The organism is Planococcus salinus, from assembly GCF_003719725.1.
Classification (GTDB): Bacteria; Bacillota; Bacilli; order Bacillales_A; family Planococcaceae; genus Planococcus; species Planococcus salinus.
Window position 1 is genome coordinate 114,354 of the sequence record NZ_RIAX01000002.1, and the last position, 23,850, is coordinate 138,203.

Genomic DNA, 23,850 nt, shown 5'->3' on the forward strand with positions numbered 1-23,850 from the left:
TAGGGGGAACGTTCATGCACCAGGGAACAGTGAAATGGTTTAATGCTGAAAAAGGCTACGGTTTTATCGAGTACAATGATGGTGATGACGTCTTCGTCCATTTCACCGGAATACAAGGCGATGGATTTCGTACCCTCCAGGAGGGCAAGACCGTATCGTTCGAAATTATTGAGGGAAATCGTGGTCCGCAAGCCGCGAACGTGATTGAAATTTAAACAGATATATAAGTTAAACAAAAGAATTACCCTCTATATAACGCTTCGGCGCTTTGGACAAGGGCAAAGACTATGCTCCTGCGCAAGCTCGTCGCAAAGGAGATGCCATCTTCGTATGGCACACCTTGACTCCCGCAATAAGCCGAGAAGACCACTCGTCTTATTGCTCCGTCCAGTCCGGAGACGCGCCGGCGCTGAAAGAAGTCGCTAAAGATATGGAGCAAAACAGCGAAGAGTTGCTCGAAGCCTGCGAGGGCAACTCTTTGCGACGAAGCTAGCGCAGTGATGCAGAGACAGGAGCACGGGTTTTGGCAGTAGGCAGCGCGACGTCCTGTCGCGCCTACTGCATGACCCACATCCTGTGGGCCCGCAAGTGGAGCTGTTTTGCGGAATATCGATTACTAAAGATTATTAGTTCAACTTATATAGTTTCTTAAAAAAGACATGCAAAGGAGGCCGGAAAAATTTCCGGCCTCTTTTTTTGGTGCTTCCGCTTTTCCTTGTCCAGTCTCCAGCACCCAGCCCCTCGAGGTCGCTTCGGTCTTGCCTGTAATGGCAAAAATGCCATTACTGACAAGCCCTCCAGCGCTTGTCGGAGGCCCACAGGATGTGGGTCAGTTAACCGATGCGACAGGATGTCGCGTACTTAGGTTAACTTCTGCTTTTGTGGGTGCTTCCGCTTTTCTTACACCATCCAAGTGTAGGTTTCGCCCCAGCTTTCTCGAGCGAGTTTTTCAATTCTTTCCACATCGCTGTCTTCCACCATGATCGTATCACCTTGTTCATACGGGTTGTAATGAAATGCGTACATCCGGGCGGTAAACTGATGGAATGGCAAAGATGACTCGCCTTCCAATTCGCCATGGCCCTGGACGCTTGTCTCGATTCCCTGGCCCCAGTTTTGCCCGCTGTCGTTATTCGGGTTGTAGAAATAAACGCGGTATTCACCTTCCGGATCCTGCGCGATGCGCTGGATGGAAACTGCATGAAGCCCCAGCAGCTTGCCATGGACATTGGTGATGTAAATTCCGACAGGATTCGGATAAATCATTTCATAGCCTTCGTTGTATTCCGGATGATGCGTGGCATAGAATAAGCGCACAAATGCTTCGTAATCGGTCACATACCCTGTCAGAGGATCGATGATGTTGACGAACCCCCGCGGTATCCATTCTCCGTAAAATTCCGGATTGACCCATTTATGGCCGTCCTCTCCTCGCAGTAAAGTTTTCTTCATCATTTCGTTATAGATTTTGTCAAGGTGAGGCACCAGAACGCTTGAAACCGGATCCAATTCGTGATGGATTTCCTCCGCCACTCCCCCATCGACAGCTTTTGAGTGAATCGGTTCTCCTTCAAAAGTCATATCAATATCGTTTTCCCGTACGGCACGGGCAATGTATTCGAGAAGCTGGCCAATGCCATGCTGAGCCCACAGACTGATGGCCCTTGCAGACTGGCATGTCGGGTTAAGCCCTTGTCCGATGCCGAGCGGCTGACCCAGCACATTGATGACGCCACCGAGAAGCACACCATTGGATGTGATTCCGGCTTTTCTAAGTTCCGGTTTCATGAACATCCGTTTGACATCCGGATGGATATCGATTTCAAATAACCGTCGCAGAGCAGGAAGCAGGGGTTCCTGTGTCAGAATGCCCCGGTCCAGCATACGGGATAAGCCGTAAACCACTTTGCTTGTTTGTGGATGAACGGACAGTTGAATCATGTCACGGACCAATTCGGCGTTTGCATTGATGCTGGCAATTCCCATTTCCGATAAATTGAGTGCATCGGGCAATAGATCCGGATATTTCCGGTTGATGAAACGAATGAAGATGGCGTTTACCGGTGCCACCAGCCCCGTGTTATTCACGGACTCGGCGAATGCTTGCGCTTCTTCGCGAAGTTCTTCCTCGTCCAATTCCGCCAACTTTTTGCGGTACTCTTTTAAATCCGCATACTGTTCACTGACAGGAGTGGGCGTTGAAACCGCTTTTTTGAATGACAGCAAGCGGTTCTTCGTATCGTCATCAATTTCTTCATTCACCATTTGTGTGGCGGCTTCGATCATTTTGATGATCCGTTCAACCATAATGGGTCTTTGGACTGTCAGGCGTTCAATTTCTTCCACCAATTTATGGGCTACCGCGGTATACGACAACTTACTGCCCAAAAAACGGAACAGCCGTTCGCCTCTTTCCATGTGTTCGCCGCCTTCAACACGTGCTTCTTCGGTTTCCGGCGGAAACAATAAATCCAGGTTCAGTGCCAGCACTTCATTCAGGAATGCCGATGCATCTTCCTTGGTCACCGTCTCGTGTTCGAATTTTTCTTCAATAATCGCGAGCATCCGCAGTTCACTCATCAGTTCCACTACGGAATTGATGCCACGGATTTTCAGTGACCCGCCAACGAATGGCGCTTCCAGGTTGGCAGCATCTGCCCAAGGGCCGCCGTGGAATACACCGGCGTCATCAAACCGCGGGGCATAATTATACAACAGTTCCAGGCCTTCATCGGTTGCTGCGAGTTCAGATGCCAGCTGGAATACATTGGTTTGATACATGCTTTTGGCAAAAGGCTTGGCCTCGCCAAGCTGCTGAAGAGCCAGTTCGAACTTTTCACTTATGGACCTTGCTTCTGTTGCCATTAAAATTCCCCCAGGTATTTAAGAATAAAAGTCATAGTCTTCATATTGTTTCAGCAGTTCTCTCATCCGGTCACTGTCGTCACCGAAAAAGAACAAAGTTCCGTAATGGTTACCAAAACCAACCCGCTCGGCCACTTTGGAAGTGACAGGGATGAACAAATCATGTTTCTCAAAATAAGGATCGTTTTTAAGTTCTTCCGGCACATCAAGTTTTTCAATCAGCCGGACGCGCGGATAAACCATCAAACTGCCGGCATAACCTTTGGCAGATGTAACTTCTTCCGGGAAGAAGTCATCCAAAACTTCGGTTGGCGTATCGGGATCGCTGCACAGGATCTGCGCCTGGAATGCGTTAAAGCCATAGGCCCGTTCTATCAAATCGAAAATATGCCCTCCAGGTACACGAGCCGCCACTTCCCCGAAATTTAATGTGCCATCATGTGAGATGAAATATTCAGGGTGGATGACACCGTATTTGATCTCGAACGAATCGATCAGTTTCTGGATTTCCCGGTGGATCTGTGGGCGCCATTCTTCCAGCGCCGGTGAAGCCGGTACAAAATTGGAATGTCCGAGCTGGACATACTCCGTGATGTTCAAAAACTTGATCTTGCCGTCGTGGACAAACACTTCACAGGAGAATTCCTGGCCATCCAAATGGCTTTCCATCAGATACGGAAATTCCTGGTCTCCCATTTTGTCGATGTCCCCCGCTTCGCGGATCATCATATGGCCGACCGTCCCTGCTTTATTGAGGGGTTTGATGTGAATGGGATCGTTCAGGTCCCCTTCCACTTTGATCAAGGCATCGTTGACACGCTTCAAAAATCGGAGAATGTCATCTTTCGAGTGGGCTTCTTCGAAGACACCGACTTTGATGCCTGACATCTGCGCTTTCCTTTTCATCAATCCTTTGTCACGCAGGAGAAGTGAACGGTTAAAGATGCGGGGGTCTTCAAAGAAACGGGCATTCAGTGCGCCGGCCCATTCGACGGTTTCTTCGTAAATGGGAACTGCTACTTTGGTGTCCATGCTTTTCAGCTGTTCATACAATTCGTCCGATCCCTCATTCAAGCGATCAAAATCCCAGCCGATGAAGTTAATATCGTTTTCGTCTGCAAACGTTTGAAAATCGGGCGGACCCACTACCACAAATGGCCGGTCCAGTTTGTCAGCCGCTTCAATCGCCGGCAGACTCCAGCCTAAAATCGCAATCAGTTGCTGTTCGTTTTGTTCAGTCATATAGAACTCCCTTTCTATTAGAGATAAATGACGCATATATATAACATTTCCTAATGGCGCATTGTTCAAACACTTGGGATTATTCAATCACTTGCGAGGCAAAAAAGTCCTGAAAAGATGTTTTCTTTCCAGGACTTCCCTTTTCGTGCTATTTATCTTTTGTTGCCGTCTTGTTCAGTTCATTTCCTAAGAATTGCAGTTGTGAGCCGACTGTGCAGTCACTGATGCAAAACCGGTGAGCGGCAGTTTTCCCCTGTTCTTTGCGAATCTGCTTTTTTACGAAGCATCCTTCACAATAGGTATTCAGCATTTCGTCTATTTCGTTGATAATGGAAACTTTGTTCACAGTGTCACCTCACAAAATCAGCATTTCTTTATTCTACTATGGATTTGTTTTTTATTCCATCAGTAGTTATACTGGCTAAGGACATTTCAGTTGTACAGCGGTTCGAAAACTCCCGCTTTACCAAAACTAAGGAGGAATTTTAGTTGTTCAATGAATTTCTGGGACTGGGCTTTGCCTTGTTCAATTTTATCTTATTGCTTGTCATGTACAAGTTCTTCGGCAAATCCGGTTTGTTTGCCTGGGTGGCCATCTCGACAATTCTGGCCAATATACAAGTTACCAAAACGATCGAGATTATCGGGCTGACCGCAACGCTCGGCAACAGCCTGTATGCTTCCACTTTTCTGGCGACCGATATCCTGAATGAAAAATACGGCAAAAAAGAAGCGCAAAAAGCAGTATGGCTCGGTTTTTTCTCGTTGCTCATCATGATATTGACGATGCAGTTCGGCATGAGGTTCATCCCGGCTGAAAGTGACTTTGCTGATGAATCGTTGCATACGATCTTTGGTCTTATCCCACAGATTGCGATTGCCAGCATGATTGCCTACCTGGCCAGCCAGCATGTGGATGTTTACATTTTCACTGCCATCCGAAAGCTGTTTCCGAAAGACAGCCAGTTTTGGATCCGCAATAACGGCTCGACATTGCTCAGCCAATTGCTGGATACGCTGATTTTCACCGGCATCGCTTTTTATGGCGTTTACTCGTTCGATATTTGGCTGCAGATTTTCATTTCCACCTATGTACTGAAGTTTATCGTTTCTGTACTCGATACGCCATTCGGCTATATCGCCAAACGGATCAAACCAATTGATGAAAAGCAGGTGTAGACATGTTGGAAGTTTTTGTAGATGCTGCGACCGCCGGCTCTCCCAAAGTGAGTGCCGTTGGGGTTTTTATAAAAGGGGAAGGCCATCTGGTCAAATGGAGTGAATACGTAGGGGAAATGGATAACCATACTGCGGAATTCACTGCATTGATCAAAGGGCTCGAACTGGCAAAGGAATTGTCGAGCGACTTTCTTTCCATTAAATCCGATTCCAAAGTGGCTGTGGACGCTTTTGAAAAAAGGTTCATCAAAAATCCACAATACAAACCGCTGCTTGAGCAGGCGCTCCGACTGGCAGATCAATTCGATTTCTGTTTCATCAAATGGATTCCGGATTCTCAAAACCGGGCTGCGGATGCATTGGCGCGGGAAAAACTGCGTGAATACAAATGATTGCACTTTTCCGAAGACGAAGAGTCAATCGTCTGATACACTGGTAAGACGAATGGATAATGGAGGAATTGTTGTGAGAACCAAATTAGGAACTGCACTTGATATTTTCATTTTGCTGATCGGCCCCTGGATCATTTACACACGCATACTGGACATATCCGCCAATGGTGTGTCGGTTTATCCGGTGATTTCCATCGCCATTGTGGCATTGGCCGTTGTTTTTTCCATTTACAATCTGTATCAATTGTACGCGGATAAACAGCGGAAAAACCAAAGATGATAATATTTTCAGCTAACCAGCCGCATAAAACGGCTGGTTTTTTCATCTTGTAAAGTACCAATACAAAAACAACGCAACAGCTGCAAAACTCCATGTAAATATACGGATGCGGTTTTTCTTTTTTCTGATTTCCTCTTGTTCTTTCGCTTCTTTTCCAAGCGGCATATTCTCTTCCTCCTTATGCATTTATTATTTCGTTTTAAAGTTCCCTTCCTTTATGATGAAAAAAAGGAGGTTTTTCGGATGAAGAAATGGATGGTTTCTTCCCTATTTTTCCTGATGCTGACTGGTTGCAATAGTTTGGGAAACACCGAACCAAGCTCTGGCGGAACTCCCGAAAACACGGATAATGAGTTGGAAGAAATCGCAACAAATCTCGAAACACCCTGGTCCATCAATAAAGTCGGTGAGGAATTTTATATTTCCGAACGGCCTGGAACGGTTGCCCATATCGACGCAGATGGCCAGCTGACCCGCCAGGAAGTGGCTTTCAGCGACAATGTGTCAAATGCAGCAGAAACGGGATTTCTTGGTTTCGCATTAAAATCCGACTTCTCTGAGTCGCAGGAAGCTTATGCTTACTACGTCTACGAAAGAGACGGCCGCTCCTTCAATAAAATCGTGGTGCTGTCTCTTGAAGAAGGAAGCTGGCAGGAAACAGACGTGTTGATCGACTCCGTTCCTACAGGCAATGTCCACCACGGCGGCCGATTGGAACTGGATAACAACGGTGTTTTGTTCGCCACCATCGGGGATGCTTCCCATCCTGAGCTGGCACAGGACCCTGCCTCTGTAAACGGAAAAATTCTCCGGCTTAACGAGTACAACGAGTTTCAAATCTATTCGATGGGCCACCGGAACCCGCAGGGCCTTGCCTGGAGCGGCGATGATCTGTATGCCTCGGAACACGGCCAAAGCGCCGATGACGAAATCAATAAAATTGAAGAAGGACAAAACTACGGCTGGCCTTTAATCGAAGGGAACGAGAGCGAAGAAGGACTGGAGTCCCCTTTCTTTACGACCGGTGCTGATGAAACATGGGCACCCAGCGGCATCGCGATTCAGGACGGCCTTCTTTATGTGGCCACCCTGCGTGGCGAAGCCATCCGGGTGATCGACCTGGAAACGGCCGAACCTGTCGATTCCATTGACGGATTTGGCCGGATCCGTGATGTGTTATCCGATGGTGATGACCTGTATTTTATCACGAATAACACAGACGGACGAGGAGACCCGGCACAAGATGATGACAAACTGTATCGGATGTCAGTTGAATAACGCAGACAAGAATTGAAAATCTATCATTAGATTACTTTGACCTGCCGGGGGTATACTAAAAGAGCATTCATTAACAAAAGGAGATGGGGCTATAATGAAAGTATTAGTAGTCGGCGCCAATGGCCAAATCGGCCGGCATATCGTTAAAATGCTGGCAGAGAGTTCTGAACACACGCCAAAAGCCATGATCCGAAAAGAAGAACAAGTCAGTTTCTTCAACAGTTTGGGAGTAGAATCGATTTTGACGAGCCTCGAAGACGATGTCCAGGAAATCGCTTCTGCCATGAAGGATTGCGAAGCTGTCGTTTTCACTGCAGGAAGCGGTGCAGCAACAGGGGCTGACAAGACATTGCTCATCGACCTGGACGGTGCCGCCAAAGCCGTTGAAGCGGCGGAACTCACAGGTGTCAAACGCTTCTTGATGGTCAGTGCCATCCATGCGGACCGCCGTGAGAATTGGAGTGAGACGATGGCGCCTTATTACGTGGCAAAACACCATGCCGACAATATCGTCCGTGCCAGCAGCCTGGATTATACCATCGTCCGGCCGGGCTTGTTGACAGACGACGCGGGAACAGGAAAAATCCGTGCAGGGGAAAACCTGGATTCCGGGGCCATCCCCCGCGAAGATGTCGCAAGCGTGCTGCTCCATGCACTCGACAACGAAAGGCTTTATCATAAGACGTTCGAAATCGTTTCAGGAGAAGAAGAGATCGAACAAGCGTTGAGCAAACTTTGAACATTGAAAGAGGTGCCCCTGGGCACCTCTTTTTTCAATCTATGCGTTCGCTCTTATGTTCCGGAAGCCCAGATAAAACTGAATGACGAACGCAATGGAACAAGTGATGATGGCTGTGATTCCCAATCCGTTGAGCGGCTGCATCTGAAAAGTCTGGATGACCAGCAAAAGCATCATTGCGCTGATGGAAAAATTGACTATATGCGGTTTATCATAATATTTCTTCGAAGCTACTCCTACAAAAATTGCAACAGCCACAATGATCAGTGGCAAAATTGTTCCCATTTCTTTTCCCCATTCCTGTAATTCATTTACTTGAAATTTTAGCATATTCTTTCATTTTCGGATACTGTATTGCTGAATCCTTCATTTCTCCCTTCGTATCAAAATCAAATGAAACTTTTTGTTCCTTCTCTGCGTATCTACTGTATGACTTGAAGTACTTTAGAGGAGGAAACAATGTGAATAATCATGAGATTGATTTCAAACTGTACGGGGATGATATGCAATTCGTGGAAGTGGAATTGGACCCGTCGGAAACAGTGGTGGCAGAAGCAGGAGCGTTGATGATGATGGAAGACGGCATTGTCATGGAAACTATTTTCGGCGATGGTTCTAACAGTTCCGGCACCGGAGGGCTCATGGGGAAATTGGTGGGTGCGGGCAAGCGCCTGATAACCGGTGAAAGTCTCTTTATGACCACTTTTACCAACCAAGGTACCGGTAAGCGCCACGTCTCTTTTGCTTCCCCTTATCCGGGTAAAATCATCCCGATGGATTTAAGCACGCTCGGCGGCAAGGTGATCTGCCAGAAAGACGCATTTCTGGCCGCGGCAAAAGGGGTATCCATCGGAGTTGAATTCCAGAGGAAGTTGGGCACCGGCTTTTTCGGCGGTGAAGGGTTCATCATGCAAAAACTTGAAGGCGACGGCATGGCCTTTGTCCATGCGGGAGGTACTTTGTATCGAAAAAATCTGCAGAAAGGACAGGTTCTCCGCGTCGATACAGGATGTCTCGTGGCAATGACGGCAGACGTGGACTACAGCATCGAACCGGTCAGCGGCGTCAAGACCGCCTTGTTCGGCGGCGAAGGGTTATTTTTCGCCACATTGCGGGGGCCGGGCAGTGTATGGGTACAATCATTGCCATTCAGCCGCCTCGCCAGCCGTGTGTTTGCAGCGGCTCCGCAGAACCCGGCCGGCCAATCCAAAGGAGAAGGCAGTGCCGCCGGCGGGCTGTTCGACATTTTCGGCGGCAGATAATATGTCCTGAAATTTCACCTAAAAGAACTCTGGAATCACTTGATTCCAGAGTTCTTTCTGTTTGCCGTTCAGTTTTTCCGCTGTCTCATCTCTTTAACTGCATAGTCGTATTTATCAAAGTCAAAATCGATGGTTCCCGGTTTGTAAAAAAACAAAATAGATTCCTTTTCTCCCTGCGCCAGCATATGGGTGACCACCGCTTTCGGGCTTTTCATATTGATCCCCGCCTGTTCTGCATCGGCCAGTTTTGACAAAATTTCCTCCGGTATCTTACTCATCAGCCGCTCACCCTTTCCTTTGGATTCATTCAGCTTTTCTGCGGTACATAATGTCTCCAGCCACTACTGTCATTTCAACGTTGGTTTCAAGCAATTGTTCGGCGTCCCCTTTGAACAGATCCCTATCAAAGACCGTAAAATCGGCGTCAAACCCTTGCAGTATTTTGCCGCGCTCCTGTTCTTTGCAGATTGCCGCCGCGCTTCCCGCCGTATAAAGCCCGACAGCTTCATACATTGTCAGCTTTTCGTACGGCATATAACCATCATGCGTTTCAGTAGGTTTTCTTCTGGTCACCGCCGCATAAATGCCAAGCAGCGGATCCACGTCTTCAATCGGAGCATCAGAGCCTCCAGCACAAATCAGGCCCTCGTCCAAAAAGCGTTTCCATGTATAAGCCCAATTGATCCGCTCTTCGCCCAGCCGTTCAATGACCCAGGGAAAATCAGATGTCACGAAACTCGGCTGCAGATCAAGAACCACATCGATTTTCTGAAGACGTCCAATCAAATCCGGCCGTACCACCATGGCATGGATCAAACGGTCACGTTTGCCGGCAGGCACCGGGTGTGCTTCAATCGCTTCCACTGCTTTTTCAACCGCCAAATCCCCGATAACATGAATAGCGACGGCTTCGTTGTGGCTTCGCGCAAGCGCAACCAGCCGCTTAAGTTCATCATCGGAATGGATTGCCACGCCGCTTGTTGACGGATCATCGTTATACGGCTTACTGAGCAACGCCGTCTTCCCGCCGATCGAACCGTCCGCAAAAATTTTCATCGGACCGGGGTCGATGAAAGGCTCCTTGTACTCTCCACCTGCAACCATCTCTTCAAAAACGGCATGCGCCCTCAATAAATGTGCCCGGAATTTCAACTCTTCTCCAATGACGTTCCGGAACGCTTGAAGAGGTTTTGAATAATGCCCGTAATAGCCCATATCTTCCGTGTGGGCTCCCGTCAATCCAAGAGACAGCAGATTTTCCACCGATGTCCGCAAAGCCCGGCTTAAATACTCGACGCTGACCTCCGGCACCTGATTTGCCACAAGGTCCTGTGCTGCGTCCAGCAGGTACCCTGTAGGCTCGCCGTCCGCGTCTCTTACAATAACTCCGCCTTCTGGATCAGGACTGTCCTTTGTAATCCCCGCCAGTTCCAGGGCACGGGAGTTCGCCAGTACGGCATGACGGCAAACCCGTTTCAGCATCATCGGTGACCGGCTGATGTCATCGAGCTCCGTTCTGTGGAAGATCTTGCGGTCAGGGAAATTGTTTTCATTCCATCCCTCGCCGATAAACCATTCATCTTCCGCAAGATCCACAGTGGAACGAATCAATTGTTCTTTCATAGCTTCTGAAGAGTCGATTTTCGATAAATCGACACGCAATAATTTTTCGCCGTGTCCAATAACATGCATATGACTGTCCACGAATCCTGGATAAAGCGCTTTCCCTTTCAAGTCGACTTTCCGGTCCGCTTCTTTCTGTAACTCCTCATATGTACCTGTTTTCATTATTTTTCCACCCGACACCAGTAGCGCGTCAACGGTATCGCCTTCTGCCGCCATCGTATAGATCGTCCCGCCATGCCATAACGTTTTCATAATTTCACTCCTTCTCTCTTTCATCCATCTTAAATATTTTTTTGGCTGCATACAATAGAAGATAGTCGTTCAACAGCAAAATATTTGATGGATTCGCCTCAAATGCGCAGCAGGTCGGATATATGATATAATGTTTTTTATCAAAAGAAAGCAGAGGTGAACCCTCCTGGTCGGAGGGAATAATTGGACAGTATACTTATTTTAAATTTGGTTTTAATGGTTTTATTAATCGCTTTGGCAGCTGTTTTTGTCGGCTCTGAGTTTTCCATCATCCGTGTCAGAATGTCGCGCATCGATCAATTGATTTCAGAAGGCAATAAAAAAGCAGGATTGGCCAAAAAAATGATCAACAACCTGGATTATTACCTATCCGCCTGTCAGCTTGGCATCACTGTGACAGCGCTCGGACTCGGTTGGTTGGGAAAACCGGCAATCGAGCGGATCCTGCGGCCGGCATTCGACTTTTTTGCCGTTGGTGAAACTGCCACTGATATTTTTTCGTTCCTGATCGCTTTCAGTATTATTGCATTTTTGCATGTGGTGTTCGGCGAATTGGTGCCAAAAACACTGGCCAGCCAGTATGCAGAACGGTTAACTTTGGCATTTGTCCGGCCTCTTTATGTATTCGGGAAGCTGATGGCGCCATTTATCTGGATTTTGAATGGTTCTGCCCGTTTGCTGCTGCGCATGTTCGGAGTGGAACAGACAAGACGGCCGCAGGCACATTCTGAGGAAGATCTGAAAATGATTATGACCCAAAGCTTTCAAAGCGGCGAGATCAACCAAACTGAATTATCGTATATGCAGAACATTTTTTCGTTTGATGAGCGCACTGCGAAAGACGTCATGCTGCCGCGTACACAAATGGAAACCATTTCCCTTGAAATGACGCATGATGACCTGATGGAAATTGTCAGGGAAAATCAGTATACACGCTACCCTGTGACTGAAGAAGGCGATAAGGACGATATCATCGGCTTTATCAATGTGAAAGAAATGCTGACACATTATACGTATAAACAGGATTTGACCAAGAGTATCATTGTGCATGAAATTCCGTTCGTCCATGAGACGGCACCCATCCAGAACGTCTTATTGACCATGCAGAAACAGCATGTCCACATGGCTATCGTGGTCGATGAGTATGGCGGCACTTCCGGTGTCATTACGATGGAAGACATCCTCGAAGAAATCGTCGGGGAAATCCGTGACGAGTTTGATACCGATGAACGGGATGAAATCAAAGCAGTCGACGATCTTAACTATCTTTTAAATGGCCGTGTCCTGCTTTCCGATCTGGAAGAACGCTTCGCTTTGTCGTTTGACGACAGTGAAGACATCGATACAATCGGCGGCTGGATCCAGCTGAAAAACGTCGACATCAGCGAAGGCGGCTCGGTACAATTACCCGGGCACCAGATTACAGTAAAAGAAATGGAGAATCACCAGATTATCCGTGTGTTGCTGACACGCTTCAGCGAAGCAGAAGAAGAAACTGAAGCATACCAAAACGAAACCCCTTCAATCGTCTGATTGAAGGGGTTTTTCGTACCTATTTATTTTCATCAAGCAGTGACTTTTCATACTCGAATTTTTTCATCAGCATCTCACCGGAATAACCTTCTTCGATCAGTCTGGCCAATACCGCTTTTGTCTCATCATCTGCTGCCTCCGGATGTTCTTCCCGGTCAATTTCCACGACATTGTCTTTGTTGGAAATCCAATCGGAAAAACTGCCGGTATAAAGCCTGATTTGATCGTGCCCAGTTTCCGTCAGTACCGCAAACAAGCCGGCGGCCGATACGCCGCTGCCGCAATAGACAATTGCCGGCTCATTCGGCTGGACAACAGACGATAAATCAGAATCCGGTTGGACTTTCCCGTTTTCGACCAGCTGTGCCCAATCATAATTTTTGGCTCCCGGAATTCGTCCGGCGACCGGGTCAATCGGTTCGTTTTTCCCGGCATAACGTTCCGCAGACCGGGCGTCCAGCAACACACCTAAATCTTTTCCATTTATAACACTCTTTACATCTTCTTGAGTGGCGTAAATCGCTTCATTGAACTCAGGAGTAATTTCAGATCGCGGATATTTCGGGATTTCATTGTCTGTATCGATTCCCTGGTTTTTCAATTGCTCAAAGCCATTCCGGTCGATATAGACATTTTCAAACCCTGCATACTTCAACAGCCACCACGCTCGGGCGGCATATGCAGAGCCTCCCTGGTCATAAACAACGATGGAGTCATCGCGGTCCAAGCCGCTTTGGCGGAATAACTCGGTCAATTGTTCTTTTGACGGCATCGGATGGCGCCCTTCTGCCGACGACATGTCTGACAGATCCTGGCCCAAGTCCCAGAACACAGCCCCTTTGACATGTTCTGTTTCATAGAGTTCGCGGCCCACCTTCGGGTTTCCTAAATCATAACGTGCATCGATCCATCTATAGTTTTCTGTATCGGTCGTTTCGATAAAGACTTTCATATCCTACACCCTTTCATGAACAAGATTTGAGTAGCGGTCTTTCCAGTCAATCAGTTTTTCCTGTTCTTGAAGAACAGTGCGCTCCGAATCGATCTGATCGACTGCCTGTCTCATGATATGCTGACGGAGACCTTCCGCTTCCTGTTCGATCCAAAACTCGGCCCATTCGGCAAGACCGGCTTTTTCCATTTCCAAATAGCGGAGTGCATCCGGTTCCATTAATGCCTGCAGAGCGTCCCGCAGTTTTTCTTTTTCGTTCTTTTCAAAAAAACTTTTGTTGTTTTTATAATAAGATTTAACGGAGGCATAATTTGCCTGTTCAAATGGTCTGCCCACATCCAATAAGGTGGCTTCTTCCACTTCGTATGGAGTAAATGAAAAATCTTTGTTAAGTTCCTTTAATTTATTGGTATCGTCCTTGAAACGGCTTCCGATTTTCTTTTCAATAAATTGAGCAAGACGGAAATTCGTCACCCGCAGTTCCTGCTGGAAATCAAAAGCGGTCATGTCTTTTATTTCCTGCAGAGCATGGTCCAGTGCCTGTTGAGCTGATTTGTTGTTGAAAACCGATGGATTGAAGGCCTCTTTGAAAAAGTCATTGAAGCGGTAAAATACGCGCTGATTAACGTAATACAACAGCTCATCGAGTTCCTGTTTCGCTTCTTTTGTCAAAAGCTGTGCCACTGAAGAGCTGAACATAATGCGCAATTGCTGTTCCAGACGCTTGAGTTCTTCCAGCCGTTCATCTTTCCGCAACAGGTTCTTTTCCGTCTGCTCTATCAATGCCTGCAGCCGGCTGATCGCTTTTTGTTCTTCTTCCGCGAGCGATTGTACAGCCATGCCTTTCAGTTCTTCACGCAGGAAATAATGGAAAGCTTGTTCAAAGTCGGCCATACCAGACGCCTCTCTGTCTTTCAGTGCCTGCAGACTGGAAACACCAAACAGCCGCGGAAAGCGGATGCCGAACCGCTGAAGCTCGTCCTGGACATAGGTAATGACCGCTTGTTTTTCCTGCTCGTCATTTGCCAGGTCGATGGCGTTGACGACAAAGAACATTTTATCCATTTCAAATGCATCTTTCACGCGTCCGAGCTGAATCAGGAACTCCCTGTCGGCACGGGCAAAAGCATGGTTGTAATACGTAATGAACAAAATGGCATCCGCATTCCGGATGTATTCAAATGCCACATTGGTATGGCGGGCGTTAATCGAGTCAGCTCCCGGTGTATCCACAAGCGTGACGCCATTGCGGGTCAGCTCGCAATCATAGTAAAAATCGATTTCATCCACAAAGCAGCTTCTTTGTTCTTTCGCCACATACAGCCCGAATTCTTCCCTGTCGACACGGAGAGTTTCACCCATGTGCTGCTTGAAATCCGGATACCCTTTCTGAAAAGCGGTGATGAACGATTTATGCATGTGCTGTTCCGCCGCTTCGATCTCCGGTAAAGCTCCCGCCTTTTCAAATGCTTCATCCAGTGACTGCACAGCCATGCCGAGTGCCCGAAACGAATTCTGCACATCTTCCGTCATTTGGGAGAGGGTTTTTAAACGGACATCCGCAGTTTCATGCGGTCGGTCTGCTGCAACAGGACGGATCCGGTTGATGGTGGCCGTTGTCGGGTTTGGTGATACCGGCAACACCGACTCACCCATCAATGCATTGGAAAAAGAAGATTTCCCAGCACTGAAAGCGCCGAACAAAGCGATGGTGAATTCCTGGTTTTCCAGCCGTGACGCTTTCCGTTTCAAATATTGTGCAGTTTCCGCAAATCCTTTGATCGGTTCAATCGTCTCGGAAGTCTGTTTTACACGCGCCACCGTCTGGTGTTCGTCAAAGTTTCCGTATGCCGCTTTTTCCGGCTGTTGCAGCTGCTCCGCTTCCTGCGTTTGCTTTTCTTCCAGCATGGAAACGTCGAATTCGGTCATATCCTCGACCGACACCTGGAAGTCAGACTGCCAGCGGCTCATCTTTTCCTCAGCCGCCGCTTGTTGTTTCGGCAGCATTGCAGAAAAGGATTGTTTCACTTTGGCAATCCGGCGATCCATTTCTTCCAGCGTTTGAATGGCCAGAAGCTTCTGGTTCAACTGTTCCGACTTCATGTCCATTTCGGTTGCAGCGTCATCCGACACTGTTTCAAATTTCTGCTGTTGCGCTTTTTTCCAGCTTTCCGTCTCGCTGATAAACCATTTTTGTACTGCCGAGCTGACGCTATTGGCGTAATTCAATACGGTATCACCTGTCAGCCCTGCTCCTTTGGGAATCTGGTTTTCCACCACTGAAAACGGCACATCAAAAACCATGTCATCAATGACAAGGGATTCTTCATCCGTCAGTAAACCGGCGTCTTTCAATGAAGCTTTCATCAGCTTCTTCAAATGAGTGGTGATTTGGGAAGACACAACGGAAGACAACCGTTCATCCACTTCCTGTTTTCTGGCATTCCGTTCTTCTTCCGTCTTTTTGCCGCTGAACAAAATCCCCACTTTAAAATTCGGCTGAACCGATTCCAAGTAGTTTTTCAATGCGTTCCGGAGTTCGTAGGGCATGATATTGGCGTTTTCCAGCAGGTCTTTTCGGTTTTTTTCAAAATCTGTCTGCCAGTTTTCAAAATCAAGAACCGACAGTCGGCGTTCAACCGCTTCGCTTTCTGTTTTCAGCTCTTCCCGATTTTCCCATTCCTCTTCGCTCAGCACTGCTGAGAACGCCTGCAAGCTTTCAATTTTTTCATCTTCCAAAAAACGTAGATGTTCGTCTTTCAACTGGTTCAGAGCTGATTGGGCTGCTGTCCCGATGTGACCCTGCCAATTTTCCATGGAAGAAGAAACCAGCTGCTTTACTTGCTCAAAATCATTATGAGGATGAGAAAAATCCTTCAACGATGTAAAAAAGATTCCTTTCGGCACAACGCCCCATTGTGCAAACGATTCATGGACCGTTTGTTTGAATTCCGAAAAACTCATTTCCCGCTCCTGGTGTTTATCAATTTGATTGACCACTAGGTAAAGATCGGTGTATTTTTGCAGTTCCTGTGTAAAATTAAAATTCAATTCGGATTGTACATGGTTGTAATCCATGACGTAAAAAACCATATCCGCCACATGCAGCGCCGATTCGGTCGACATTCTGTGCGCGTCATCGGTTGAATCGACTCCCGGTGTGTCCATGACGGTGATATTTTCCGGCAATACGGATGCTTTGTGGCCGATGTCGACTTGCGTAACATCACCGCTTTTGCAGAAAGCTTTGACTGCTTCAAAATCGTAATTTTCGGGAAAATAAACCGGCTTTTCATGAGTCCTGTTAACGATGGCATAATCCGTCTCCGCTTTTTGCACATTTACAATATTGGCGCTCGTCGGAATCGGGCTGGAAGGCAATAATGTTTCACCCGTCAAAGCATTGATCATCGACGATTTTCCGGAAGAAAAATGGCCGGCAAATCCGATGATAAAATTATTTTTCAGTATCTTTTTCGCGAACAGTTCCGCTTTTGCTGCGCGTTCGGTGTCTTCGTTTTCTTCAAAAATCTGGTGCAACCGTGCTGTTTCGATTAATTCCTGTTGATGGTCAAGAGCTGTCATATTGGTATCCCCTTCTTCACATACTTCTTTTATCATATCATTTTTCCCGCTCAACTAAAAACATCCTTTCTAATTCGGGACAGGATGTTTTTAGTCCAGCAATCCTTTAGGATGAAATCACTGGTAAAGGCTTTATCAGAAATAGGAATTCAATACCAAATAAGGCAACTTATGATACACTTAGGGTATCGAAGTTTACGAAATATTCGTTATAACTAATTTTCAGCTGGAGTGGAGGGATGTTTTGAGTAACTTCTTGAAGAGATTGCTTGTAGGTCTTGCAGGGGTTGGTATAGGGTTAGCAATCGTCAGCTTCATACGAAGCGGAGAAATCGATTGGTATACACTCGGGTTTTTTCTTGCGTTAATCGGCTTGATTTTATTGTTTAGATTAGGAATAAGTTTATATGAAAAATGAAAACTCCTGTGGAGCATTTGTTGGGTACATTGGTTGAAGCCATCTTCAGAAAAAGGAAAAGGACTTCCATTTCCATGGAAGTCCTTTTATATATAAGTTGAACAACAGAATGATCCTTTATCTAACGCTTCGGCGCTTTGGACAAGACTCCCACAATAAGCCGAGAAGATCACTCGTCTTATTGCTCCGTCCAGTCCGGAGACGCGCCGGCGCTGAAAGAAGTCGCTAAAGATATGGAGCAAAACAGCGAAGAGTTGCTCGAAGCCTGCGAGGGCAACTCTTTGCGACGAAGCTAGCGAAGCGATGCAGGAGCACGGTTTTGGCAGTAGGCAGCGCGACATCCTGTCACGCCTACTGCATGACCCACATCCTGTGGGCCCGCAAGCGGAGCTGTTTTGCGGAATATCGATTACTAAAGAGTATTAGTTCAACTTATATAATTCTGATTCATCCAGGTAAAGTAAAAAGACTTACGAAAATCCGTGGATGCTCATGCCACCATCGATAAACAATGTCTGGCCGGTGATGTAGCTGGATGCGTCAGAAGCCAGGAAGACAGCTGGTGATGCGACTTCCGGCAATTCACCGACGCGTTTCATCGGTGTCACAGCCAGGATGGACTGCAGGTATTCTTCGTCGCTCAGCAACCCTTCTGTCAGCGGTGTTTTGAAATACCATGGTCCGATGGCGTTGACTCGGATATTGGCGGGCCCCCATTCCATCGCCATGACTTTTGTCATTTGGATGATGGCAGCCTTGGACGCCGCATAAATGACGCCGGTCTTGAGTGCCCGTTCGCCGCCCACTGAGCTGACATTGATAATGGACCCGCCGCTGTTCATCTTTTTCACCGCTTCCTGCGAGAACATAAAGACGCTTTGCGCATTGGTGTCCATGATTTTATGCCACTCCTCATCACTGGCTTGTTCCAACGTGGAACGGATGTTCATCCCTGCATTGTTGACCAGTATGTCGATTGATCCAAACCGCTCAGTCGTTTTTTCGACAGCCTGTTGAATCTGCTCGCGATCTGTAATATCGGCCACGCTGTAAGCGGTGCGCTCTGTGCCAATTTCCTGCTGCGCCTGCTGCAGATCCGATTCTGTCCGCGCCACCATCATGACGTTGGCCCCCGCTTCTGCCATGGCAGAAGCGATCGCTTTTCCAATTCCTTTTCCGGCACCTGTAACGATGGCGGTTTTCCCTTCCAAACTGAATGATTTCAACATAAAATCCCCTCCGTTCTCTATTTTAACCACTTCCATAGCTCCTGTCCAAACGCATTTACAGACTTTCAAAAAAATTGCAAATGATGATCAGTAACCACAAAAAAGCTGACCCCATATTAAGGGTCAGCCGATATTCAATATTTGACTGTTGGATCATTGTGGTTTTAAACGGTTTGGACCGGTACCGGAAGAATGGATTCCCACATATGCTGGATCAACAGTTCTTCTTCGTTCAGCAGCAGGTGGATTTCACCGGAATCATTGGAGCTGCGGATCAAGCGCCCGATGCCCTGCTGGATTCTCAGCTGCATGAACGGGATGTCGATGTCTTCAATCGGATTTTCACTGAATTTCCGCTTCGCCTCGAAAACCGGATCTTGAGGAGGATACGGTAAATCGACGATGACGACTTTGGTCAGTGCATCACCCGGCAAATCGAGTCCTTCCCATAAATGGTAGGAGCACAGCACCTGGAACGCACCTTGCTGGAAATCTTTCACGACCGTCGACAATTCACGGTCCCCTTCAAATTCAATGCGCAGCGAATGGTCCGCTGGCAGCGATTGTTTGAAGCGGATCATTTCCTGTTTGGACTTGAACAACACCAGGGTCTGTTCTTGTGTTTCCAGCAATTGCTGCACACGCTGGAATTTTTCTTCCTGCGGCAGTACATGTTTCCGGATTTTCATGACTTCTTCGTAATCAAACGGCGATGGCACGGAAAACGATTGGTACTTGTCGATTCCCAGACTGTCTGCCAAATAACTGAAGTCTTTCTGAATCGATAACGTGGCGGAAGAAAAAATGATCGGCACTTTGCCATCAAATAATTTTTCATCGAGGATATCGGTCACCAGACGCGGCATGATGACCAATGTCTCAACTTCATCTTTTACTTCCAGCCAATTGATGGCATCGCCTTCCTCGACAAATAAACGCATGGAGAACGTGTAGAGTTCAAAATATTCTTCAGCAATCTTCAATTCGTATTCCGGGATGGTATACAGTTCACTTTCAAACACGAACTCTTCCATCATCAGGTCAATATGGCGAATCAGCTGCTTGCCCAGTGCCAGCATATCCGCAGATTTTTCGATTGCTTTGCGGTCTTCCTCACTTTGGACTGTATTGGCACGGACCATGCGGAAAAATTCATTGTGCATATCGATGGTTTGTTCGATCATATTCAATGTTTTTTCTCTGACGCCATCGACCATGATGCTTTCCGTCAAATCCAATAAGGTTTTTTCCTGGACTTCGTATGTCAATGCCCGTTGTGCGGCAAACTCCAATAAATGCCCTTCGTCGAGTACAATCTGCGAAACTTCCGGAAGTAACGGCGTCTGCCCTTCGCGTATGCGCGTTTCTTTCGTCCAGATATGCTCCATCAAAAAGTCATGAGAACAAATGACCAGATCCGTCGCTTCACGGTAATGATTCCGGTGAATCGTCTGCCCACACTTATTGCGCAGTTCACAGGCAGCACAGTTCTGAATCGGATGGTAATTGACTTTCTGCCATTCTTCATCGGTCACTTCCGGAAAACTGGAACGTTCCCCGTATGGATACGTTTTTTGCATAGAATGGGTTTTATTGACGAAGCCGGGCAAGCTGTCTTCGATTTCATCCAGAAAATCATCTTCATACAACTTCTGTGCCCCTTCGAGGCGCTGCAGGCATAAGTACTGATCTCGTGACTTGGCCAGGCGGACATCGAGATTCAGATTAAACAGGTCATTCAAACGGTCAATGTCGCCGCCTTTTTTCACCAATTGCTCAATCAGGGTTTCATCGGCACAGGAAATCAATGCAGGTTTCCCTGTATAACGCGCATAGGCGATGGCTGGCAGTAAATACGCCAGGGTCTTGCCTGTCCCGACACCCGCTTCCGCAAACAGCACCGCTTTTTCTTTTAATGCCTGTTCTATCTGAAACGACATAAATACTTGCTCATCCCGCACATCGTAGCCTTTTTCCGGCAGTTCGTCGTAGAACACATCACCGATCCAGTCGCTGAGCGATCCGAAAAAGGTTTTTTCTTTTGAGAGTTGAAATGGTATGGGTTGTCTCATAAAGTCTCCTCACAGAGAAACGGAAGGGCTCGGGCCCTTCCGTTCTCGTCTCATTTATTTGTTGGGCGCTGACCCCAGAACTGATAAAAATCGGTGCGGATGAAGCCATTGAACAACTTGCGTTTTTTGGTCGCTTTCCGTCCGTATAATTCTTCAAAGTTTTCCATTGAAGAAAGCATATAAACCGACCAGGTCGGATGTTTGGAAAAGACACGGCCCATGTCACTGACCATTTCTTCAATAACTTCCACTTCGCCGAGTCGCTCGCCGTATGGCGGGTTCCCGACTGCCACACCGGACTCTTCCTGCGTAGTGAAATCTTTGACTTGCCGCTGCTTGAAAGTGATCAAGTCGGCAAATCCAGCTTCTGTGGCGTTTTCTTCCGCCACTTTCAACATTCGATGATCGATATCCGTACCGAGAATATTGAGGGGCTGGTCGTAATCCGCCAATTCTTCCGCTTCTTCACGGACTTCGTCCCATATCTGCTGTTTCATCCAAGGCCATTGTTCGCTGTCAAAATCACGGTTATAACCCGGTGCAATGTTCTGCCCGATCATCGCAGCTTCGATGACAATGGTGCCTGATCCGCAAAAAGGGTCCACAAACGGCCGATCGGGTGTCCATTTCGTCAATTTCACAAGTGCGGCTGCCAAGGTCTCTTTTAAAGGAGCTTCGCCCTGGTCGAGACGGTATCCGCGTTTATGGAGGCCGGCGCCGCTTGTATCGATTGATAATTGCACTTTATCCTTCAATATTGATACTTCAATTTTGTACCGTGCCCCTGATTCATCCAGGAACGAATTCCGGTGATAGGCTTTTTTCAATCGTTCGACGATCGCTTTTTTGACGATCGACTGGCAGTCCGGCACACTATATAATTTCGATTTAACGGATTTCCCCTGTACCGGAAAATTCGCATCGACCGGCAAAAACTTTTCCCACTCGATGGCTTTCGTCTGCTCAAACAATTCATCAAACGAATACGCGGAAAACTCGCCGGCAATGATTTTCACACGATCGGCAGTCCGGAGCCAAAGGTTCGCTTTGGCAATATCTTTTTCATTGCCTTCGAAAAAAACTTTGCCGTTTTCCGTCTGTGTGTCGTACCCTAATTCTTTTACTTCGTCCGCAACAATGGATTCCAATCCCATTGCAGCAGTAGCAAGTAATTTATATGTTGTCATAATAACTACCTTTCCTGTCGCTTGATATTCCAGATCTCAATATAATGGCTGATATCTTCTGCCGGCATCGGCTTTCCGAATACATAGCCTTGCACAATGTCACAGCCCAGCGTCTGAAGAAGCTCCACTTGTTCAACGGCTTCCACTCCTTCAGCAATCACTTCCAAATGGAGGCTGTGTGCCAATTGAACAACGGCATCCACAATGTATTCATTTTCTTTTGCGCTGAGGATCGTGGTGATGAAACTTTTGTCGATTTTCAAGTAATCCAATGGGAATCGGCTCAAGTAACTTAACGAAGAATACCCGGTTCCAAAATCATCCACTGAAATCCGGAAGCCGAGCTGCTTCAACTCTTTCAATTTCATTGAGGTTTCTGCAGCGTTCGCCATAATGGTGCCTTCCGTCAGTTCAAGCTCAAAAAAAGAAGGCTGACAATTCATTTTTTCAAATATCGCCTTTAACGACGAAACAAAAGAATGCTGTTGAAAATGAATGCTGGAGACGTTTATGGAAATCGGCATGTCTGCTCTTTTCCCCAGTTCCAGCCGGATGAATTCACCGCAAACCTTTTCAATAATCGCTTCGCTTAATGGAATGATCAATCCATTTTCTTCAGCAAATGGAATGAATTCCGATGGAGACACAATTCCGAGTTTGTCGCTTTCCCAGCGGATCAGGGCTTCAAGGCCAATGATCCGATCTGTTTTGATATTAACTTTGGGCTGGTAAAGCATTGTAAAGGACTTTGTTTCGATTGCCTTTCGGAGTTCGCTTTCCAGCACAACAAGCCGCTTTGTTGCTGTCTTCAAATCGTCGAAAAAGAAGCTGTATTGGCTTCTTCCGTTTTGCTTTGCAAAGTACATGGCCTTATCTGCTTTTCGGAGCAGTTCATCCGTCGTTTTTCCGTCATTGGGATACAAACTGATTCCGATACTGGTGGAAATATAAATTTCTTCGCCTGCCAAGTGAAAAGGCTGCTCCAGCATATCAATGATCTTTTCGGCCAGTTGAGCAGCTTCTCTGGGGTGTTGGATGGCGGTTAAGGCAATCACAAACTCATCTCCGCCATATCTTGCAATAATGTCTTTGTTTTTAATTAGGATGCGTATGCGCTGAGAAACTTCCATCAATAATTGATCTCCCACTTCGTGTCCAAGCGAGTCGTTGATTTGTTTGAATCGATCCAGATCCAAAAACAAAAAGGAATGGGAGATCTTGTATCTTTCTGAGGTATTCATTAAATGAAGCATGCGTTCCGTAAAATCGTAGCGATTGGAAACACCGGTCAGCGAATCCGTCAGAGCCATCTTTTTCAGCTCTTCTTCCGCTGATTTGCGATCGGATAAATCGGAAAAAATGCCGCAATAATTTTGAATTTCTCCGTTGGAATCGTTGACAGCTGTAATGCTGAGCCATTCGGAGTAAATCTCTCCATTTTTTCGGCGGTTCCATATTTCACCTTTCCATTCACCTTGCTCACGCAATTTTTTCCACATCGATTGATAAAATTCAAGATGGTGGATACCGGATTGCAAAATTTTCGGTGTATGGCCGATCACTTCATCACGCGTATATCCAGTCACAATTTCAAACGCCGGATTGACGTGGACAATGCGGCTGTGCAAATCCGTAATCATAATGCCTTCGGATACTTTTTTAAAGACTTTCTCTGATAATTCTTCAGGAAAAGCCGTGAGGGAAATACCGGGTTTATTGATGGACAGTTGATCAGTCACTGTGCAAGCACCGCAATTCT

The 23,850-nt window shown here is 47.0% G+C and carries 21 protein-coding genes; 8 read left to right on the forward strand and 13 right to left on the reverse strand.

What is annotated here, in order from left to right; translation table 11 throughout:
* The first annotated feature begins 14 nt into the window (after positions 1 to 14).
* A complete protein-coding gene (locus EEX84_RS03220; protein WP_123164151.1) occupies positions 15 to 215 on the forward strand; it encodes a cold-shock protein in 201 nt (66 codons plus the stop codon).
* Positions 216 to 900: 685 nt separating this feature from the next.
* Here EEX84_RS03220 and EEX84_RS03225 read toward each other — a convergent pair.
* The 3 genes from EEX84_RS03225 to EEX84_RS03235 form a co-directional block, all read right to left on the reverse strand.
* Positions 901 to 2,865, reverse strand: coding sequence for a hypothetical protein (locus EEX84_RS03225; protein WP_123164152.1), 1,965 nt, complete (start codon positions 2,863 to 2,865; stop codon positions 901 to 903).
* Between the two features lie 18 nt (positions 2,866 to 2,883).
* Positions 2,884 to 4,107, reverse strand: a complete 1,224-nt coding sequence (locus EEX84_RS03230; protein ID WP_123164153.1) for an ATP-grasp domain-containing protein — start codon at positions 4,105 to 4,107, stop codon at positions 2,884 to 2,886.
* Positions 4,108 to 4,255: 148 nt separating this feature from the next.
* Positions 4,256 to 4,453, reverse strand: a complete 198-nt coding sequence (locus EEX84_RS03235) for a zinc-finger domain-containing protein (protein ID WP_123164154.1) — start codon at positions 4,451 to 4,453, stop codon at positions 4,256 to 4,258.
* A 143-nt stretch (positions 4,454 to 4,596) separates the two neighbouring features.
* Here EEX84_RS03235 and EEX84_RS03240 point away from each other — a divergent pair, with 143 nt between their 5' ends.
* From EEX84_RS03240 to EEX84_RS03250, 3 genes are all read left to right on the forward strand, one after another.
* Positions 4,597 to 5,286, forward strand: a complete 690-nt coding sequence (locus EEX84_RS03240; RefSeq protein WP_123164155.1) for a queuosine precursor transporter — start codon at positions 4,597 to 4,599, stop codon at positions 5,284 to 5,286.
* A 2-nt stretch (positions 5,287 to 5,288) separates the two neighbouring features.
* Positions 5,289 to 5,678 (forward strand): ribonuclease HI family protein, encoded by a 390-nt coding sequence (locus EEX84_RS03245; protein WP_123164156.1) that lies wholly within the window; start codon positions 5,289 to 5,291, stop codon positions 5,676 to 5,678.
* A 73-nt stretch (positions 5,679 to 5,751) separates the two neighbouring features.
* A complete protein-coding gene (locus EEX84_RS03250) occupies positions 5,752 to 5,958 on the forward strand; it encodes a hypothetical protein (RefSeq protein ID WP_123164157.1) in 207 nt (68 codons plus the stop codon).
* A gap of 42 nt (positions 5,959 to 6,000) precedes the next feature.
* Here the strand turns inward: EEX84_RS03250 and EEX84_RS16725 are convergent, their stop codons facing one another.
* Positions 6,001 to 6,123 carry a hypothetical protein gene (locus tag EEX84_RS16725; protein ID WP_275669723.1) on the reverse strand — a complete coding sequence of 41 codons (123 nt, stop codon included), beginning with the start codon at positions 6,121 to 6,123 and terminating at the stop codon, positions 6,001 to 6,003.
* A 78-nt stretch (positions 6,124 to 6,201) separates the two neighbouring features.
* Here EEX84_RS16725 and EEX84_RS03255 point away from each other — a divergent pair, with 78 nt between their 5' ends.
* Positions 6,202 to 7,236 carry a PQQ-dependent sugar dehydrogenase gene (locus EEX84_RS03255; protein WP_123164158.1) on the forward strand — a complete coding sequence of 345 codons (1,035 nt, stop codon included), beginning with the start codon at positions 6,202 to 6,204 and terminating at the stop codon, positions 7,234 to 7,236.
* Positions 7,237 to 7,330: 94 nt separating this feature from the next.
* Positions 7,331 to 7,975 carry an SDR family oxidoreductase gene (locus EEX84_RS03260; protein WP_123164159.1) on the forward strand — a complete coding sequence of 215 codons (645 nt, stop codon included), beginning with the start codon at positions 7,331 to 7,333 and terminating at the stop codon, positions 7,973 to 7,975.
* 39 nt (positions 7,976 to 8,014) lie between these two features.
* On the opposite strand, the gene EEX84_RS03265 is transcribed toward EEX84_RS03260, so the two are convergent.
* Complete coding sequence (locus tag EEX84_RS03265; protein WP_123164460.1) at positions 8,015 to 8,260, reverse strand: hypothetical protein; 246 nt, start codon at positions 8,258 to 8,260, stop codon at positions 8,015 to 8,017.
* A 176-nt stretch (positions 8,261 to 8,436) separates the two neighbouring features.
* Between EEX84_RS03265 and EEX84_RS03270 the strand changes: the two genes are divergently transcribed.
* Positions 8,437 to 9,237, forward strand: a complete 801-nt coding sequence (locus EEX84_RS03270; RefSeq protein ID WP_123164160.1) for a TIGR00266 family protein — start codon at positions 8,437 to 8,439, stop codon at positions 9,235 to 9,237.
* A gap of 68 nt (positions 9,238 to 9,305) precedes the next feature.
* Here EEX84_RS03270 and EEX84_RS03275 read toward each other — a convergent pair whose 3' ends face one another.
* Both EEX84_RS03275 and EEX84_RS03280 read right to left on the reverse strand, forming a co-directional pair.
* Entirely contained in the window at positions 9,306 to 9,515 is a 210-nt protein-coding gene (locus EEX84_RS03275) for a hypothetical protein (protein WP_123164161.1), read from the reverse strand.
* Positions 9,516 to 9,540: 25 nt separating this feature from the next.
* Entirely contained in the window at positions 9,541 to 11,115 is a 1,575-nt protein-coding gene (locus tag EEX84_RS03280; protein WP_123164162.1) for an amidohydrolase, read from the reverse strand.
* Positions 11,116 to 11,298: 183 nt separating this feature from the next.
* Here EEX84_RS03280 and EEX84_RS03285 point away from each other — a divergent pair, with 183 nt between their 5' ends.
* Positions 11,299 to 12,648 carry a hemolysin family protein gene (locus EEX84_RS03285; RefSeq protein ID WP_123164163.1) on the forward strand — a complete coding sequence of 450 codons (1,350 nt, stop codon included), beginning with the start codon at positions 11,299 to 11,301 and terminating at the stop codon, positions 12,646 to 12,648.
* A gap of 19 nt (positions 12,649 to 12,667) precedes the next feature.
* Here the strand turns inward: EEX84_RS03285 and EEX84_RS03290 are convergent, their stop codons facing one another.
* From EEX84_RS03290 to EEX84_RS03315, 6 genes are all read right to left on the reverse strand, one after another.
* Positions 12,668 to 13,600, reverse strand: a complete 933-nt coding sequence (locus tag EEX84_RS03290; RefSeq protein WP_123164164.1) for a sulfurtransferase — start codon at positions 13,598 to 13,600, stop codon at positions 12,668 to 12,670.
* Between the two features lie 3 nt (positions 13,601 to 13,603).
* Positions 13,604 to 17,185 carry a dynamin family protein gene (locus tag EEX84_RS03295; RefSeq protein ID WP_123164461.1) on the reverse strand — a complete coding sequence of 1,194 codons (3,582 nt, stop codon included), beginning with the start codon at positions 17,183 to 17,185 and terminating at the stop codon, positions 13,604 to 13,606.
* Between the two features lie 888 nt (positions 17,186 to 18,073).
* A complete protein-coding gene (locus EEX84_RS03300) occupies positions 18,074 to 18,832 on the reverse strand; it encodes an SDR family NAD(P)-dependent oxidoreductase (RefSeq protein ID WP_123164165.1) in 759 nt (252 codons plus the stop codon).
* A gap of 164 nt (positions 18,833 to 18,996) precedes the next feature.
* Positions 18,997 to 20,904, reverse strand: coding sequence for an ATP-dependent DNA helicase (locus tag EEX84_RS03305; protein WP_123164166.1), 1,908 nt, complete (start codon positions 20,902 to 20,904; stop codon positions 18,997 to 18,999).
* Positions 20,905 to 20,954: 50 nt separating this feature from the next.
* Positions 20,955 to 22,091 carry a THUMP domain-containing class I SAM-dependent RNA methyltransferase gene (locus tag EEX84_RS03310; protein ID WP_123164167.1) on the reverse strand — a complete coding sequence of 379 codons (1,137 nt, stop codon included), beginning with the start codon at positions 22,089 to 22,091 and terminating at the stop codon, positions 20,955 to 20,957.
* Between the two features lie 5 nt (positions 22,092 to 22,096).
* Complete coding sequence (locus EEX84_RS03315) at positions 22,097 to 23,830, reverse strand: putative bifunctional diguanylate cyclase/phosphodiesterase (protein ID WP_240033908.1); 1,734 nt, start codon at positions 23,828 to 23,830, stop codon at positions 22,097 to 22,099.
* Between the last annotated feature and the right edge of the window lie 20 nt (positions 23,831 to 23,850).

Coding starts and splice junctions, on each gene's coding strand:
- EEX84_RS03305 (WP_123164166.1), bottom strand. CDS start 20,904: ATGAGACAACCCATACCATTTCAACTCTCAAAAGAAAAAACCTTTTTC.
- EEX84_RS03310 (WP_123164167.1), bottom strand. CDS start 22,091: ATGACAACATATAAATTACTTGCTACTGCTGCAATGGGATTGGAATCC.
- EEX84_RS03230 (WP_123164153.1), bottom strand. CDS start 4,107: ATGACTGAACAAAACGAACAGCAACTGATTGCGATTTTAGGCTGGAGT.
- EEX84_RS16725 (WP_275669723.1), bottom strand. CDS start 6,123: ATGCCGCTTGGAAAAGAAGCGAAAGAACAAGAGGAAATCAGAAAAAAG.
- EEX84_RS03280 (WP_123164162.1), bottom strand. CDS start 11,115: ATGAAAACGTTATGGCATGGCGGGACGATCTATACGATGGCGGCAGAA.
- EEX84_RS03295 (WP_123164461.1), bottom strand. CDS start 17,185: ATGACAGCTCTTGACCATCAACAGGAATTAATCGAAACAGCACGGTTG.
- EEX84_RS03225 (WP_123164152.1), bottom strand. CDS start 2,865: ATGGCAACAGAAGCAAGGTCCATAAGTGAAAAGTTCGAACTGGCTCTT.
- EEX84_RS03290 (WP_123164164.1), bottom strand. CDS start 13,600: ATGAAAGTCTTTATCGAAACGACCGATACAGAAAACTATAGATGGATC.
- EEX84_RS03220 (WP_123164151.1), top strand. CDS start 15: ATGCACCAGGGAACAGTGAAATGGTTTAATGCTGAAAAAGGCTACGGT.
- EEX84_RS03275 (WP_123164161.1), bottom strand. CDS start 9,515: ATGAGTAAGATACCGGAGGAAATTTTGTCAAAACTGGCCGATGCAGAA.
- EEX84_RS03300 (WP_123164165.1), bottom strand. CDS start 18,832: ATGTTGAAATCATTCAGTTTGGAAGGGAAAACCGCCATCGTTACAGGT.
- EEX84_RS03255 (WP_123164158.1), top strand. CDS start 6,202: ATGAAGAAATGGATGGTTTCTTCCCTATTTTTCCTGATGCTGACTGGT.
- EEX84_RS03265 (WP_123164460.1), bottom strand. CDS start 8,260: ATGGGAACAATTTTGCCACTGATCATTGTGGCTGTTGCAATTTTTGTA.
- EEX84_RS03260 (WP_123164159.1), top strand. CDS start 7,331: ATGAAAGTATTAGTAGTCGGCGCCAATGGCCAAATCGGCCGGCATATC.
- EEX84_RS03245 (WP_123164156.1), top strand. CDS start 5,289: ATGTTGGAAGTTTTTGTAGATGCTGCGACCGCCGGCTCTCCCAAAGTG.